The 14,860-nt window shown below is 63.2% G+C and carries 14 protein-coding genes; all 14 read right to left on the bottom strand.

Annotated elements, in window-relative coordinates:
- Positions 1–4: 4 nt before the first annotated feature.
- Positions 5–427, bottom strand: coding sequence for a DUF1178 family protein (locus DIE11_RS21475; RefSeq protein WP_059600436.1), 423 nt, complete (start codon positions 425–427; stop codon positions 5–7).
- Positions 428–563: 136 nt separating this feature from the next.
- Entirely contained in the window at positions 564–1,154 is a 591-nt protein-coding gene (locus DIE11_RS21470; RefSeq protein WP_059468101.1) for an NUDIX domain-containing protein, read from the bottom strand.
- Positions 1,155–1,195: 41 nt separating this feature from the next.
- On the bottom strand, positions 1,196–1,492 hold the full coding sequence (locus DIE11_RS21465) for a DUF2818 family protein (protein WP_059533192.1): 297 nt from the start codon (positions 1,490–1,492) through the stop codon (positions 1,196–1,198).
- Complete coding sequence (nuoN, locus tag DIE11_RS21460) at positions 1,492–2,946, bottom strand: NADH-quinone oxidoreductase subunit NuoN (protein WP_174911940.1); 1,455 nt, start codon at positions 2,944–2,946, stop codon at positions 1,492–1,494. Before nuoN ends, DIE11_RS21465 begins: the two co-directional genes overlap by 1 nt.
- 36 nt (positions 2,947–2,982) lie before the next feature.
- Positions 2,983–4,473 (bottom strand): NADH-quinone oxidoreductase subunit M, encoded by a 1,491-nt coding sequence (locus DIE11_RS21455; protein ID WP_124626880.1) that lies wholly within the window; start codon positions 4,471–4,473, stop codon positions 2,983–2,985.
- 18 nt (positions 4,474–4,491) lie between these two features.
- Positions 4,492–6,546 (bottom strand): NADH-quinone oxidoreductase subunit L, encoded by a 2,055-nt coding sequence (nuoL, locus tag DIE11_RS21450; protein ID WP_059533198.1) that lies wholly within the window; start codon positions 6,544–6,546, stop codon positions 4,492–4,494.
- A gap of 17 nt (positions 6,547–6,563) precedes the next feature.
- Positions 6,564–6,869: an NADH-quinone oxidoreductase subunit NuoK gene (nuoK, locus tag DIE11_RS21445; RefSeq protein WP_004185739.1), complete on the bottom strand. Its 306-nt coding sequence runs from the start codon at positions 6,867–6,869 to the stop codon at positions 6,564–6,566.
- An 18-nt stretch (positions 6,870–6,887) separates the two neighbouring features.
- The gene (locus tag DIE11_RS21440; RefSeq protein ID WP_059600433.1) at positions 6,888–7,538 is read right to left on the bottom strand and encodes an NADH-quinone oxidoreductase subunit J; all 651 of its coding nucleotides are present in this window, start codon (positions 7,536–7,538) and stop codon (positions 6,888–6,890) included.
- A 114-nt stretch (positions 7,539–7,652) separates the two neighbouring features.
- Entirely contained in the window at positions 7,653–8,141 is a 489-nt protein-coding gene (gene nuoI, locus DIE11_RS21435) for an NADH-quinone oxidoreductase subunit NuoI (RefSeq protein WP_009691265.1), read from the bottom strand.
- 15 nt (positions 8,142–8,156) lie between these two features.
- On the bottom strand, positions 8,157–9,224 hold the full coding sequence (gene nuoH, locus DIE11_RS21430; protein WP_059533202.1) for an NADH-quinone oxidoreductase subunit NuoH: 1,068 nt from the start codon (positions 9,222–9,224) through the stop codon (positions 8,157–8,159).
- Positions 9,225–11,555 carry an NADH-quinone oxidoreductase subunit NuoG gene (gene nuoG, locus DIE11_RS21425; RefSeq protein ID WP_124626879.1) on the bottom strand — a complete coding sequence of 777 codons (2,331 nt, stop codon included), beginning with the start codon at positions 11,553–11,555 and terminating at the stop codon, positions 9,225–9,227.
- Between the two features lie 84 nt (positions 11,556–11,639).
- Positions 11,640–12,950, bottom strand: coding sequence for an NADH-quinone oxidoreductase subunit NuoF (gene nuoF / locus DIE11_RS21420; protein WP_006756904.1), 1,311 nt, complete (start codon positions 12,948–12,950; stop codon positions 11,640–11,642).
- Positions 12,947–13,432, bottom strand: coding sequence for an NADH-quinone oxidoreductase subunit NuoE (gene nuoE, locus DIE11_RS21415; RefSeq protein ID WP_006478266.1), 486 nt, complete (start codon positions 13,430–13,432; stop codon positions 12,947–12,949). Before nuoE ends, nuoF begins: the two co-directional genes overlap by 4 nt.
- A 168-nt stretch (positions 13,433–13,600) precedes the next feature.
- Positions 13,601–14,854, bottom strand: a complete 1,254-nt coding sequence (locus tag DIE11_RS21410) for an NADH-quinone oxidoreductase subunit D (RefSeq protein WP_006750459.1) — start codon at positions 14,852–14,854, stop codon at positions 13,601–13,603.
- Positions 14,855–14,860: the final 6 nt, after the last annotated feature.

The following is a 14,860-nucleotide window of genomic DNA, read 5'->3' as shown; positions in this document are numbered from 1 at the left end:
TACGTCATTGCAGCGGTTCTTTCAGCGCGGCAGGAATCGGTAGCGGCATCACGTCGATGCCTTCTTCGACCAAGGATTGCGCATCCTCCGGCGTCGTGACGCCACGAATGCTGCGCGCCGGCGCCTCGTTGTAATGAATGCGCCGCGCTTCCTCGGCGAAGCGCTCGCCCACGTTCTCGGTCTTCTCCAGCACCTCGCGCAGTGCGCGCATCACCTGCGCCTGCAACGCACGCGGATCGGTCGGCTGCGCCTGCGTCGCACCCGACAGGTTCAGGCGCGGCGCCGACGGCATCCGGTTGATCTCGGTCGTCCCGCACACCGGACATTCGACCAGCTTGCGGGACAACTGCGCTTCGAACTCATCGGCGGAAGCGAACCAGCCTTCGAACCGATGACCGTGCGGGCACTGTAAATCGAGGACCTTCATGCTGAATCAGGGCGTGTGGCGAGTGTAGCGCAAAACGCGCTTTTGTGAACGATCGTGCTAAACGAGGATCGCGCGGCCGGACAGCGGCCGCATCACAGAATTGTAACGCGGCGCCCCACTCGCCGCTGACGCGCCGTCAGGGCTTCTCGACCGGGCCGAGCGGCCAGGTGCCGGACAGCACCTTGTCGAGCCACATTGCGCCGATGATCGTCTTCACGTCAGTGATCTGGCCTGTGCGCACCCACTCCTGCAGGTCGGGCAGCGTCGCCGTGAAGGTTTCGAGGAATTCGCCTTCGTCGAGCTTACGCTCGCCGGCCGTCAGGCCGCGCGCGAGATACAGGTCGATGAATTCGGTCGAATAGGAAATGATCGGGTGAATCCGGGCCAGGAACACGTATTCGCGCGCCGTGTAGCCGGTTTCCTCGCGCAGTTCGCGCACCGCGCAGGCGAGCGCGCCCTCGTTCGGATCAAGTTTGCCGGCAGGGAATTCGGCCATGACCTTGCCGATCGGATAGCGATACTGGCTTTCCATCAGCACGCGGCCGTCGTCGAACAGCGGGATCACCATCACCGCGCCGGGGTGCTGGACGTATTCGCGCGTGGCCTGCTTGCCGTCGGGCAAACGAACGGTATCGCGCTTCAGCTTGAGGAACGAGCCGTCGAAAATCGCCTCGCTCTCGAGGCAGGTTTCGGTCAGTGCGGCGTCGTGATTGGGTAGTTCGGCCATCGGCGGGCTCCGGAGGAATGAGCACGCGACGGCCGAAGCCGTCAGCGTCGTTTGACGAGATACTGGAACGTGAAGCCGGGAAACGCGAATACAACGAAGAGACTGAACGTGATCGCGTAGAACTGCCAGCCCTGTTCGAAGCGGTTGCCGGCGCGCGACTCGAGCCAGAAGCCGAGCGCACCGACGACGAAATACAGCACGATCAGTTCGCCGATCCGAACCCACGCGTTCTTCTTCGTCGCACCGATCGGCACGACGGCGAAAAGGCGTTGGTTCAGGAACGGTACGTTGGCGCATACGAGCGCCAACAGCACGATGAACCAGCCGGCTGCCGACATTACAGCGGCAGCGTGTGACGGATCGCCTGCAGGCAGGCCGTCAGCAGCGGGCTCGGGATCAGGCCGAGCACCACGACTGCAATGCCGTTCAGCACGAGGATCGTGCGCTTGCAGAAATCGCCGGTGACCGGAGTCGCGTCCTGCGGTGCATCGAAGTACATCAGCTTGACGATGCGCAGGTAGTAGAACGCGCCGAACAGCGACGTGATCACGGCCAGCACGGCCAGCCACGTGAGACCCGCGTTGACGGTCGCCTCGAGCACCGCGAGCTTCGCGTAGAAGCCAACGGTCGGCGGGATACCGGCCAGCGAGAACATCATGACCATCATCACGAACGCGAACACCGGGCTGCGCTTGTTCAGGCCCTTGAAGTCGTCGATCGTTTCCGCTTCGAAATCGCGGCGTGCGAGCAGCATCACCACGCCGAACGAGCCGAGCGTCGTGATCAGGTAGACGATCGCGTAGAACATCGCCGAGCTGTACGCGTTCGCCGGTGCGGCTGCGTCCCCCTTCACGATGCCGGCGAGCAGGCCGAGCAGCACGAAGCCCATGTTCGAGATCGCCGAGTACGCGAGCATCCGCTTGATGTTGCGCTGGACGATACCGGTGATGTTACCCACGATCAGCGACAGCGCGGCGAGGATCACGAGCGCGGTCTGCCAGTTCTGAGCGAGCGGCAGCAGGCCCATCACCAGGAAGCGCAGGCCCCACGCGAACGCGGCAACCTTCGGGCCGCCGCCGACGAACAGCGTCATCGCGGTCGGTGCGCCCTGGTAGACATCCGGCACCCACATGTGGAACGGCACGGCGCCGAGCTTGAACGCGATACCGGCGACGATGAAGACCACGCCGAACATCAGCACGGCCGCGTCGGTGTTGCCGCCGACCGCCTTGTACACCTCGCCCAGCTCAAGCGAGCCGGTCGCGCCGTAGAGCATCGAAATGCCGTACAGCACGAAGCCCGACGCGAGCGCGCCCAGCACGTAGTACTTCATCGCGGCTTCGCTCGACTGAGCGACATCGCGGCGCAGCGCGATGACGGCGTACAGCGACAGCGACATCAGTTCGAGGCCGAGGTACAGCGTCAGGAAGTTGTTGCCCGACACCATCACCAGTTGACCGAGCAGCGAGAACATGCCCAGCAGGAACACGTCGCCGCGGAACATGTCGCGGTCTTCGAGGTACTTGCGCGAATAGACGAGCGAGACCGCGAAGCCGAGCGACACGACGGCCTTCATCATGCTCGCGAACGAGTCGACGACGACCATCCGCGAGAAGAAGTAATACTGCTGCGGGTCCAGCGCCTGCACCGCGAACCACACGCCGGCAACGACCGACGAAACCACCGCGATCAGATAGGTCAGGCGGCGGCCAGCAGCACCGGTAAAGGTGTCGTTCAGCCATGCGACGACGACGGCGACCATCACCAGCGCGTCAGGCAACAGGACATTCATAGGAGCATTCATGATCTTGATTTCCTCCGCTCGCGATTACTGGGCCAGCGGCAGCTTGGACTGCGCGACGTGGGAGAGGAGGTTTTCCACGGAAACGTGCATCACGTCGGTGAAAGGCTTCGGATACAGACCCATCAGCAGCGTGAACGCGGCGAGCACGGCCAGCATCACGAATTCGCGACGGCCGATGTCCTTCAGCTTTGCAACGTGATCGTTCGCGACCGCGCCGAAGTACACGCGCTTGTACATCCACAGCGTGTAGGCGGCGCCGAGGATCAGCGTAAATGCCGCGCCGAATGCGATCCAGAAGTTGTACTGGACAGCCGCGAGAATCACCATGAACTCGCCGACGAAACCCGAGGTACCCGGCAGGCCGCAGTTGGCCATCGAGAACAGCATCGCAAATGCCGCGAACTTCGGCATCACGTTCACGACGCCGCCGTAATCGGCGATCTGGCGCGAGTGCACGCGGTCGTACAGCACGCCGATGCACAGGAACATCGCGCCCGACACGAAGCCGTGCGAGATCATCTGGACGATCGCGCCTTCGACGCCGAGCTGGTTGAAGATGAAGAAGCCGAGCGTGACGAAGCCCATGTGCGCGATCGACGAATACGCGACCAGCTTCTTCATGTCGGCCTGCACCATCGCGACGAGGCCGATATAGATCACCGCGATCAGCGACAACGTGATCACGACCGGTGCCAGGAAGTGGCTCGCGTCAGGCGTGATCGGCAGCGAGAAACGCAGGAAACCGTACGCGCCGAGCTTCAGCATGATTGCCGCCAGCACGACCGAGCCGCCCGTCGGCGCTTCCACGTGCGCGTCCGGCAGCCAGGTGTGCACCGGCCACATCGGCACCTTCACCGCGAACGCGAGGAAGAATGCAATGAACAACAGGATCTGCGGTGTCATCGCGATCTTGGCGTTCTGCCACGTCGCGAGGTCGAACGAATGCGTCTGCGTGTACAGGTAGATCAGTGCGACCAGCATCAGCAGCGAGCCGGCCAGCGTGTACAGGAAGAACTTGAACGCCGCGTACACTCGGTTCGGGCCTCCCCACACACCGATGATGATGTACATCGGGATCAGGGTCGCCTCGAAGAACACGTAGAACAGCAGGCCGTCGGCCGCCGAGAACACGCCGATCATGATCCCGGACAGGATCAGGAACGCAGCGAGGTACTGCGCGACGTTCTCGGTGATCACTTCCCACGCGGCGATCACGACGATCACCGTGATCAGCGCGGTCAGCACGACGAACCACATCGAGATGCCGTCGACGCCGAGGTGATACGCGATGTTGAAGCGCTCGATCCAGGTCGACTGTTCGACGAACTGCAGCGCAGCCGTGCTCGAGTCGAAGCCCGTGATCAGCGGAATCGTGACCGCGAGACCGAGCAGCGAACCGATCAGCGCGACCCAGCGGGCCATCCCCGGATTTTTGTCGTTACCCACCGCGAGCACGAGGAGGCCGAAAACGATCGGCAACCAGATCGCGGTACTGAGAATCGGAAAAGCGTGCATTAGTGTTGTCCCCCCGCCTTATTTGCCGCCGAGCGTTACAAACAGGGTCAGGAGCCCCAGCATGCCGATGATCATGGCGAACGCGTAGTGATAGATGTAACCGGATTGGAGGAAGCGGATCACGCCGGCGAACCAGCCGATGAACCGCGCGCTGCCGTTGACGAGACCGTCGATCACGACGACGTCGCCTTCCTTCCACAGGCCGCGGCCGATCGCCACCGAACCACGGGCGAACACCACTTCGTTGATCTTGTCCATGTAGTACTTGTTGTCCAGCAGCGTGTAGATCGGACCGAACGCGCGGCGGATCGACGCCGGCAGCTCCGGACGCTTCAGGTACAGGAACCACGCAACGACGACACCGGCGAGCGCCAGCCATACCGGCAGGCCCGACACCGAGTGCAGGCCCATGCCCACCCAGCCGTGGAACTCTTCGGCCATCTCGGCCAGGGCCGGATGGTTTTCACCGATGAAGATCACCTTGTCGAACGCGACGCCGTGCTGGAAGAAGTCGCCGAACAGCATCGGGCCGATCGCGATCGCACCGATGATCACCGACGGAATGGCCAGCAGGACCAGCGGCACCCACACGACCCACGGGGTCTCGTGCGGCTCGTGCGCGTGGTCGTCATGACCGTGGCCATGGCCGTGATCGTCGTGGCCGTGCGCGGCCGCCATGCCCATCGGCGATTCCGGATGCTTCGGCTTGCGGAAGCGCTCTTCGCCGTGGAACACCAGGAAGTACATGCGGAACGAGTAGAGCGCCGTGACGAACACGCTCGCGACAACCGCGAAGTATGCGAAGCCCGAACCCGGCAGGTGCGACAGCTTCACCGCGTCGATGATCGAGTCTTTCGAGTAGAAGCCCGAGAAGAACGGCGTACCGATCAGCGCCAGCGAACCGACGAGCGACGTGATCCACGTGATCGGCATGTACTTGCGCAGGCCGCCCATGTTGCGCATGTCCTGGTCGTGGTGCATGCCCATGATCACCGAACCGGCGCCAAGGAACAGCAGCGCCTTGAAGAACGCGTGCGTCATCAGGTGGAACACGGCGACCGGGTACGCGGACACGCCGAGCGCGACGGTCATGTAGCCGAGCTGCGACAGCGTCGAATACGCAACCACGCGCTTGATGTCGTTCTGGACGATACCGAGGAAGCCCATGAAGAGCGCCGTGATCGCACCGATCACCGTGATGAACGACAGCGCTGTATCCGACAGTTCGAACAGCGGCGACATGCGCGACACCATGAAGATGCCGGCCGTCACCATCGTCGCCGCGTGAATCAGCGCGGAGATCGGGGTCGGGCCTTCCATCGAGTCGGGCAGCCAGACGTGCAGCGGGAACTGCGCCGATTTACCCATCGCGCCGATGAACAGGCAGATGCAGGCGACGGTCAGCAGGCCCCAGTCGGTGCCCGGGAAGTGCAGGCTTGCGAGCTCGGCACGCTTCGCGAACACTTCGCCGTAGTTCATCGAACCCGCGAACGCCAGCAGCAGGCCGATGCCCAGCAGGAAGCCGAAGTCGCCCACGCGGTTCACGAGGAACGCCTTCATGTTCGCGTAGATCGCGCTCTCACGCGTGAAGTAGAAGCCGATCAGCAGGTACGACACCAGACCCACCGCTTCCCAGCCGAAGAACAGCTGCAGGAAGTTGTTGCTCATCACGAGCATCAGCATCGAGAACGTGAACAGCGAGATGTACGAGAAGAAGCGCTGGTAGCCGTCTTCTTCCGACATGTAGCCGATCGTGTACACGTGCACCATCAGCGAGACGAAGGTCACGACGACCATCATCATCGCGGTCAGCGAATCGACGAGGAAGCCGACTTCGAGTTTCAGCGAACCGACGTTCATCCATTCGTAGACGGTCGCATTGAAGCTCGCGCCGCCCATCACGTCGAGGAAGACTTTCGCCGACAGGAGGAACGCGATCAATACGCCGAGGATCGTGATCCGGTGTGCGCCCTTGCGCCCGACTGCGTTCCCGAACAGCCCCGCAATCAGCGAGCCGGCCAGCGGAGCGAGCGGAATCGCCAGCAGCAGGTTTTCATTGAGTGTCGTTGACATAACAGCGTTGCCTGAAATTAACCTTTGAGCTGATCGAGATCCTCGACATTGATCGTGTCGAGCTTACGGAACAGGGTCACCAGAATCGCGAGACCGATCGCGGCTTCCGCTGCGGCGACGGTCAGCACGAAGAACACGAATATCTGGCCGTGCACATCGCCGAGGTAGTGCGAAAAAGCGACGAAGTTGGTGTTCACCGCCAGCAGCATCAGTTCGATCGCCATCAGGATGATGATGATGTTGCGGCGGTTCAGGAAGATCCCGACGATCGCGATCGCAAAGAGGATCGCGCCGAGCACAAGGTAATGAGCAAGAGTCAGCATGGTTTTCTTTTCCTCCGCTTAGCCGTTGGTGCTCGTACCGGCTTCGCTCTGCGCCGTTTCCGGCTGCGGCTTTTCCGCTTCCATCTTCACGAGGCGCACGCGGTCGTCGCGGCGCACCTTGACCTGATCCGACACGCGCTGCCGCTTGCTGTCCTTGCCCTTGCGCTCGGTCAGCCCGATCGCGGCGATGATCGCGACCAGCAGCACCAGGCCTGCGATTTCAAACGCGAAGATGTAGTCGGTGTAAATCACCTTGCCGATCAGGCGCGTGTTCGACCAGTCGGCCATCGCGCCCGTCGCCATCGCGTGCACCGTGTGGGTGTCGCCGTAGCCGCGCCACAGGATCAGCGCGGTCTCGACCACGATGATCGCGCCGACGACGGTCGCCATCGGTACGAAGCGCTTGAAGTCGCGGCGCAGGTAATCGATGTTGATGTCCAGCATCATCACGACGAACAGGAACAGCACCATCACGGCGCCCACGTACACCAGCACCAGCAGGATCGCGAGGAACTCCGCTTCCAGCAGCATCCAGATCGCGGCGGCGTTGAAGAACGCCAGCACAAGGAAAAGCGCAGACGCCACCGGGTTGCGCGAAGTGATCACCTTCAGCCCTGATACCACCAGGAGCAGCGCGAAGATGTAGAACAGTACGGTCGTGAATTCCATGATTACCGGTTCATCGTTAGGCCATAGTCAGGCGCGGCTTGCGGGACGCTCTCGCGTGCCGCACCCGTCGCGGCGGCTCGGCCCGTTCCTGCCGGGCCGGCACTGCAAACACAATCAACGATACGGCGCGTCGGCGGCCTTCGCCGCAGCGATGTCCTTCTCGTAGCGATCGCCCACCGCGAGCAGCATTTCCTTCGTGAAATACAGGTCGCCGCGCTTTTCGCCGTGGTACTCGAGAATCTGCGTCTCGACGATCGAATCGACCGGGCAGCTTTCCTCGCAGAAACCACAGAAAATGCACTTCGTCAGGTCGATGTCGTAGCGCGTCGTGCGGCGCGTGTTGTCCGCGCGCGTTTCCGATTCGATCGTGATCGCCATCGCGGGGCACACTGCCTCGCAGAGTTTGCACGCGATGCAGCGCTCTTCACCGTTTTCATAGCGGCGCAGCGCATGCAGCCCGCGGAAACGCGGCGAAATCGGGGTCTTTTCTTCCGGGAACTGCACGGTGAACTTGCGCTTGAACGTGTAACGACCGGTCAGCGCGAGCCCCTTCAGCAGCTCCGTCAGGAAGAAGGTCTTAAAGAAGTGTTGGATTGCCGTCATGATTTCGTCCGATCTTTACTTCACCCAGATGTTGAGCGGCGACATCATCCAGAAGCCGACCACGACCACCCAGATCACCGTGACGGGCAGGAACACCTTCCAGCCCAGACGCATGATCTGGTCGTAACGGTAGCGCGGGAACGTCGCGCGCACCCAGATGAACACCGACAGCAGCGCGAATACCTTCAGCACCAGCCAGAAGATGCCCGGAATGAACGACAGGAATTCGAACGGTGCGTCCCAGCCGCCGAGGAACAGCGTCGCGGCCAGCGCCGAGATCACGATCATGTTGATGTACTCGGCGAGGAAGAACAGCGCGAACGCCATGCCCGAGTAATCGATCATGTGACCTGCGACGATCTCCGACTCCCCTTCCACCACGTCGAACGGGTGACGGTTCGTTTCGGCGATGCCGGACACGAAGTAGACCACGAAGGCCGGCAGCAGCGGCAGCCAGTTCCACGACAGGAAGTTCACGCCGTGGCCGGCGAAGAAGCCGTGCTGTTGCGAGCCGACGATTTCCGACAGGTTCAGGCTGCCGGCCGTCATCAGCACGAGCACCAGCGCGAAGCCCATCGAGATTTCGTACGACACCATCTGCGCCGCAGCGCGCATCGCGCCGAGAAACGCGTACTTCGAGTTCGACGCCCAGCCGGCGAGAATCACTGCGTACACGCCGATCGACGAGATCGCCATCGCATACAGCAGGCCTGCGTTCACGTTGGCGAGCACGGCTTCGGCCTGGAACGGGATCACCGCCCACACGGCGAACGCCGGCACGACGGTCATGACCGGTGCGATCAGGTACAGCCAACGGCTGGCGGCGCTCGGCTGAATCACTTCCTTCAGCAGCAGCTTCAGCACGTCGGCGATCGGCTGCAGCAGGCCGCCGGGGCCGACGCGGTTCGGGCCGAGACGCACGTGCATCCAGCCGATCAGCTTGCGTTCCCACAGAATCAGGTACGCGACGCACAGCAGGATCACGACGGCGACGACGAGGATGCGCACGACGGCCCACACCGTCGGCCACGCGACGCCGAGAAGCTGGGCTCCGCCCGCGTTGATCGTATCGAACAAGCTCATTTACGCCTTCTCCACCACCAGTTCACCGGACAGGCTGCCGAGCGCTGCGCCGGCAGGCGTCGCCGCCGACACGCGAACGACCGTCTCCGCAAGATTCGCGTCGCGCACGGCCGGCAACTGCACCGCACGCTCGCCCTGGCGCACGCGCACAGCGTCGCCTTCCTTCAAGCCCAGCTTGTCGAACAGCGCGGCCGGCAGGGCTGCGGCATTCGCTGCCTTCGCGGCAGCCGTCAGGTGCAGCGCACCTGCGCGGCGCACCAGCGCGTCGGCGTGATAGATCGGCACATCGGCCAGGCGCTCGAAGCCGCCATTCGCGGCATTCGCCGCGACGCGCGCCGGAGCGACCGACGTCTGGTTCGACAGGCGGCCCGCGACGCCTGCGTCGCCGAGCGCCGCGAGACGCACTTCTTCCGCCGTCTCGTATTCGAAGTTCGGCAGGCCGAGCAGGCTGCCGAGCACGCGCAGCACCTTCCATGCCGGACGCGTGTCGCCGAGCGGGCGCACGACACCGTTGAAGCTCTGCACGGTGCCTTCCGCGTTGACGAACGTGCCGGACGTTTCCGTGAACGGCGCGATCGGCAGCAGCACGTCGGCGTAATCGAGGCCGTGCTTGAACGGCGACATCACGACGACCATTTCAGCCTGGTTCAGCGCGGCAAGCGCCTGCGCCGGATCGGCGGTGTCGAATTCCGGTTCGACGTTCAGCAGCACGTAACCCTTGCGCGGCTGTGCGAACGCTTCGCGTGCATTCAGGCCGCCTTCGCCCGGCAGCGCGCCGACGACGTGCGCACCGACCGTGTTCGCCGCTTCCGTGAGGAAACCGAACGTCGCGCCGGTGTTGTCGGCGATCCACTGGGCGACCGCGTGCAGCTTCGCGAATTCCGGATGGCGGACCGCGACGTTGCCGAGCAGCACCGCGCGGCGTTCGCCGTTCGCGAGCGACTGGGCGACCGCTTGCGCAGCCGGCGATGCCGTGACGCCCGCGAGCGTGTCGGGCAGCGCGACGCCGCGCAGTTGCGCGACGGCCGCGGCGATGCCGGCCAGCTCGTCGAGCCATGCCGACGGCGCGGCGACGATGCGCTGCGCCGTCGGGATCAGCGAGTCGTCGGCGGTCGCGTGCAGGAAGTGCAGCTTCGCGCCGTTCTTCGCGGCCTGGCGCAGGCGTGCGGCGAACAGCGGGTGGTCGCGGCGCAGGAACGAACCGACGACGAACGCGGCATCCACGCTCGACAGGTCGGTGATCGGCATGCCGAGCCACGGTGCGCCCTGGACCGGCGCCGAGAAATCCTGCTGCCGCAGACGGAAGTCGACGTTCGGCGTTTTCAGTTCGCTGGCGAGCTGCTTAACGAGGAACAGCTCTTCAGCGGTGCTGTGCGCGCTCGCGAGCATCGCCAGCGCGTTCGCGCCGTGATCCGCGGCGATGCCCTTCAGGCCCTTCGCGACATATTCGAGCGCGGTCTGCCAGTCGGTCTCGATCCACTGGCCGCCCTGCTTCAGCATCGGCTTCGTCAGGCGCTCTTCACTGTTCAGGCCTTCGTACGAGAATCGATCCTTGTCCGAGATCCAGCATTCGTTGATCGCTTCGTTCTCGAACGGCAACACGCGCATCACGCGGTTGTTCTTCACCTGCACGACGAGGTTCGCGCCGACTGAATCGTGCGGGCTCACCGACTTGCGGCGCGACAGTTCCCACGTACGGGCGCTGTAGCGGAACGGCTTGCTGGTCAGCGCGCCGACCGGGCACAGGTCGATCATGTTGCCCGACAGTTCGGAGTCGACCGTCTTGCCGACGAACGTCGTGATTTCCGAGTGCTCGCCGCGACCCAGCATGCCGAGCTCCATCACGCCGGCGATTTCCTGGCCGAAGCGGACGCAGCGCGTGCAGTGGATGCAGCGCGACATTTCTTCCATCGAGATCAGCGGGCCCACGTTCTTGTGGAACACCACGCGCTTTTCTTCCGAGTAGCGCGACGACGACTTGCCGTAACCGACCGCCAGATCCTGCAGCTGGCATTCGCCGCCCTGATCGCAGATCGGGCAATCGAGCGGATGGTTGATGAGGAGGAATTCCATCACCGACTGCTGCGCCTTCACGGCCTTGTCGGACTGCGTGCGCACGATCATGCCTGCCGACACGGGCGTCGCGCAGGCAGGCACGGCCTTCGGCATCTTCTCGACTTCGACGAGACACATCCGGCAGTTGGCCGCGACCGACAGTTTCTTGTGATAGCAGAAGTGAGGAATGTACGTATCCGCCTTGTGCGCAGCCTGGATCACCATGCTGCCTTCGGGCACCTCGACCTTCTTGCCGTCTATTTCAAGTTCAACCATGATGGTGAATGGTCCTTAACCTATTTCCGCCCGTTCGCGCCTTCGCCCGACCGTGCGCTCAAATTCCGCAACCGGTGCTTCGCTTCAGGCCGCCGCCGCGTGCGCGTGGCCGCCGACCATGCAGTGCTTATGCTCGACGTGGTACGCGAATTCGTCCCAGTAATGCTTCAGCATCCCGCGTACCGGCATCGCCGCCGCATCGCCGAGCGCGCAGATCGTGCGGCCCATGATGTTCTCGGCAACCGAGTTCAGCAGGTCCAGATCTTCCTGGCGGCCTTCGCCGTGCTCGATACGATTCACGACGCGATACAGCCAGCCGGTGCCTTCACGGCACGGCGTGCACTGGCCGCACGATTCCTCGTAGTAGAAGTACGACAGGCGCAACAGCGAACGCACCATGCAACGCGTCTCGTCCATCACGATCACCGCGCCGGAGCCGAGCATCGAGCCCGCCTTCGCGATCGAGTCGTAATCGAGATCGGTCTGCATCATGATGTCGCCCGGGATCACCGGTGCCGACGAACCGCCCGGAATCACGGCCTTGATCTTGCGACCGCCGCGCATCCCGCCGGCGAGCTCCATCAGCGTCGCGAACGGCGTGCCGAGCGGCACTTCATAGTTGCCCGGACGCTCGACGTCACCCGACACCGAGAAGATCTTCGTGCCGCCATTGTTCGGCTTGCCGATCTCGAGGTAATTCTGCGGCCCGATGGACAGCAGGAACGGCACCGCCGCGAACGTCTCGGTGTTGTTGATCGTGGTCGGCTTGCCGTACACACCGAAGCTCGCCGGGAACGGCGGCTTGAAGCGCGGCTGGCCCTTCTTGCCTTCGAGCGACTCGAGCAGCGCCGTTTCCTCGCCGCAGATGTACGCGCCGTAACCGTGGTGCGCGTGCAGCTGGAACGAGAATTCCGAGCCCATGATGTTGTCGCCGAGGAAACCCGCGGCACGCGCTTCATCGAGCGCGGCCTCGAAGCGTCGATACACTTCGAAGATTTCCCCGTGGATGTAGTTGTAGCCGACGGTGATGCCCATCGCGTACGCGCCGATGGCCATGCCTTCGATCAGTGCATGCGGGTTCCAGCGCAGGATGTCGCGATCCTTGAACGTGCCCGGCTCGCCTTCGTCCGAGTTGCAGACGAGGTACTTCTGCCCCGGGAACTGGCGCGGCATGAAGCTCCACTTCAGGCCGGTCGGGAAGCCCGCACCGCCACGGCCACGCAGGCCCGACGCCTTCACGTCGGCGATCACCTGCTCCGGCGGAATCTTTTCTTCGAGAATGCGGCGCAGCTGCTTGTAGCCGCCGCGCGCGACGTAGTCTTCGAGATGCCAGTTCTCGCCGTTCAGACCAGCGAGGATCAGCGGTTTGATGTGACGGTCGTGGAGGGACGTCATTTCGAGAGCTCCTCAAGCAGCTGGTCGATCTTCTCGCGGCTCATGAAGCTGCACATTCTGTGATTGTTCACCAGCAGCACCGGCGCATCACCGCAAGAGCCCATGCATTCGCCTTCCTTCAGCGTGAACTTGCCGTCGGGCGTGGTCTCGCCGAAGCCGATGCCCAGCTTCTGTTTCAGGTAGTCGGCAGTCGCTTCCGCGCCGCCGTGCGGGCCAAGCTGGCACGGCAGGTTCGTGCAGAGCGTGATCTTGTGCTTGCCGACCGGTTTGAGCTCGTACATCGTGTAGAACGTCGCGACTTCCTGCACGGCAACGGCCGGCATGCCGAGATAGTCCGCGACGAACTGCATCAGTTCGGGCGACAGCCAGCCGTGCTCTTCCTGAGCAACGGCCAACGCCGACATCACGGCGGACTGTTTCTGATCGGCGGGATACTTCGTCAACGCTCGATCGATTTCCTTCAGGCCTTCAGCTGAGATCATTTTCAGACACGACTCTTTCAATTCCTACCGAACGAACAACCTGCCGCACTGCTGTGCAAGGACGGCAGACCTGGCGCTCACTGTTGACAGCTTGCGAAGCCGCGCCGGTTCAGCGCGCATCGCGTGTGACTTACTGCTCGCCGCCCGCTCGCGCAGGCGGCGCAACCATTAGCGATCGATCTCGCCGAACACGATGTCCTGCGTACCGATGATCGTGACGGCGTCGGCAATCATGTGGCCGCGCGCCATTTCGTCGAGCGACGCGAGGTGCGCGAAGCCCGGTGCGCGGATCTTGAGGCGATACGGCTTGTTGGCACCGTCTGACACGAGGTAGATGCCGAATTCACCCTTCGGATGCTCGACCGCCGCGTACGCTTCGCCTTCCGGCACGTGAAAACCTTCGGTGAAGAGCTTGAAGTGGTGAATCAAGTCTTCCATGTTGGTCTTCATGCCGACGCGCGACGGCGGTGCAACCTTGTGATTGTCCGTCATCACCGGGCCCGGATTCTTGCGGAGCCACTCAATACACTGTTTCGCGATGCGGATCGACTGGCGCATTTCCTCGACGCGCACCAGATAGCGGTCGTAGCAATCGCCGTTCACGCCGACCGGCACGTCGAAATCCATGCGGTCGTACACTTCGTACGGCTGCTTCTTGCGCAGGTCCCACGCGATACCCGAGCCGCGCAGCATCGGACCCGTCAGGCCCATCTGCAGCGCACGCTCCGGGCTGACGACGCCGATCCCGACCAGACGCTGTTTCCAGATCCGGTTGTCGGTCAGCAGCGTTTCGTATTCGTCGACGCACTTCGGGAAGCGCGTGAAGAAGTCGTCGATGAAGTCGAGCACCGAGCCGCTGCGCGCTTCGTTCATCTTCGCGAGCGCCTTCTCGTTGCGAATCTTCGACGCCTTGTATTGCGGCATTGCGTCAGGCAGGTCGCGGTAGACGCCGCCCGGACGGTAGTACGCCGCGTGCATCCGGGCACCGGACACCGCTTCGTACACGTCCATCAGGTCTTCACGCTCGCGGAATGCGTACAGGAACACCGCCATCGCGCCGACGTCGAGTGCGTGCGCGCCGATCCACATCAGGTGGTTCAGTACGCGCGTGATCTCGTCGAACAGCACGCGGATGTACTGCGCGCGCTCAGGCACGTCGATGCCGAGCAGACGCTCGATTGCGAGCACGTAGCCGTGCTCGTTGACCATCATCGACACGTAGTCGAGACGGTCCATGTACGGCACGGACTGGATGAAGGTCTTGCTTTCCGCGAGCTTTTCAGTCGCGCGATGCAGCAAGCCGATGTGCGGATCGGCGCGCTGGATGACTTCGCCGTCGAGCTCGAGCACGAGACGCAGCACGCCGTGCGCTGCCGGGTGCTGCGGGCCGAAGTTGAGGGTGTAGTTCTTGATTTCTGCCATGACGCC

The sequence above is a fragment of the Burkholderia sp. Bp9012 genome (assembly GCF_003853825.1).
Classification (GTDB): domain Bacteria; phylum Pseudomonadota; class Gammaproteobacteria; order Burkholderiales; family Burkholderiaceae; genus Burkholderia; species Burkholderia diffusa.
This window is presented reverse-complemented; position numbering and strand designations above follow the sequence as displayed.

What these genes read in the sequence shown, in the direction of transcription:
- DIE11_RS21475 (WP_059600436.1), bottom strand. Translation starts at nt 427, where the DNA reads ATGAAGGTCCTCGATTTACAGTGCCCGCACGGTCATCGGTTCGAAGGC.
- DIE11_RS21470 (WP_059468101.1), bottom strand. Translation starts at nt 1,154, where the DNA reads ATGGCCGAACTACCCAATCACGACGCCGCACTGACCGAAACCTGCCTC.
- DIE11_RS21465 (WP_059533192.1), bottom strand. Translation starts at nt 1,492, where the DNA reads ATGTCGGCAGCCGGCTGGTTCATCGTGCTGTTGGCGCTCGTATGCGCC.
- nuoN (WP_174911940.1), bottom strand. Translation starts at nt 2,946, where the DNA reads ATGAATGTCCTGTTGCCTGACGCGCTGGTGATGGTCGCCGTCGTCGTC.
- DIE11_RS21455 (WP_124626880.1), bottom strand. Translation starts at nt 4,473, where the DNA reads ATGCACGCTTTTCCGATTCTCAGTACCGCGATCTGGTTGCCGATCGTT.
- nuoL (WP_059533198.1), bottom strand. Translation starts at nt 6,546, where the DNA reads ATGTCAACGACACTCAATGAAAACCTGCTGCTGGCGATTCCGCTCGCT.
- nuoK (WP_004185739.1), bottom strand. Translation starts at nt 6,869, where the DNA reads ATGCTGACTCTTGCTCATTACCTTGTGCTCGGCGCGATCCTCTTTGCG.
- DIE11_RS21440 (WP_059600433.1), bottom strand. Translation starts at nt 7,538, where the DNA reads ATGGAATTCACGACCGTACTGTTCTACATCTTCGCGCTGCTCCTGGTG.
- nuoI (WP_009691265.1), bottom strand. Translation starts at nt 8,141, where the DNA reads ATGACGGCAATCCAACACTTCTTTAAGACCTTCTTCCTGACGGAGCTG.
- nuoH (WP_059533202.1), bottom strand. Translation starts at nt 9,224, where the DNA reads ATGAGCTTGTTCGATACGATCAACGCGGGCGGAGCCCAGCTTCTCGGC.
- nuoG (WP_124626879.1), bottom strand. Translation starts at nt 11,555, where the DNA reads ATGGTTGAACTTGAAATAGACGGCAAGAAGGTCGAGGTGCCCGAAGGC.
- nuoF (WP_006756904.1), bottom strand. Translation starts at nt 12,950, where the DNA reads ATGACGTCCCTCCACGACCGTCACATCAAACCGCTGATCCTCGCTGGT.
- nuoE (WP_006478266.1), bottom strand. Translation starts at nt 13,432, where the DNA reads ATGATCTCAGCTGAAGGCCTGAAGGAAATCGATCGAGCGTTGACGAAG.
- DIE11_RS21410 (WP_006750459.1), bottom strand. Translation starts at nt 14,854, where the DNA reads ATGGCAGAAATCAAGAACTACACCCTCAACTTCGGCCCGCAGCACCCG.